1 protein-coding gene is annotated in these 259 nt (G+C 39.8%); it reads right to left on the reverse strand.

The features are described 5' to 3' along the window. Positions 1–61: 61 nt before the first annotated feature. A partial coding sequence (locus AOA61_RS30720) for a hypothetical protein (RefSeq protein ID WP_256583521.1) occupies positions 62–259 on the reverse strand: 198 nt, incomplete at its 5' end.

The following is a 259-nucleotide window of genomic DNA, read 5'->3' on the forward strand; positions in this document are numbered from 1 at the left end:
GCGTATATTAACCCAGACTCAAAAGCCCCATATAGTGCACCAACCATATTTATTCACCCTTTTATTCTTCGTCTTCTTCTTCGACTGTTTCAACGAGTGTTGCTCTTGACTCTAAATCGTCTGTAATTTCAACACCCATTTTTTCAGCAGCATCTCTATTAATTTCTAATACTAGATTTGCAGGGAATGTGGCTGGGATGTCTCCAGCAGATTTACCATCTTGTAGTACTTCAACTGCTTTTTCCCCAGCTTCATATCC

The sequence above is a fragment of the Pseudomonas sp. 2995-1 genome (genome assembly GCF_002742505.1).
Classification (GTDB): Bacteria; Pseudomonadota; Gammaproteobacteria; order Pseudomonadales; family Pseudomonadaceae; genus Aquipseudomonas; species Aquipseudomonas sivasensis.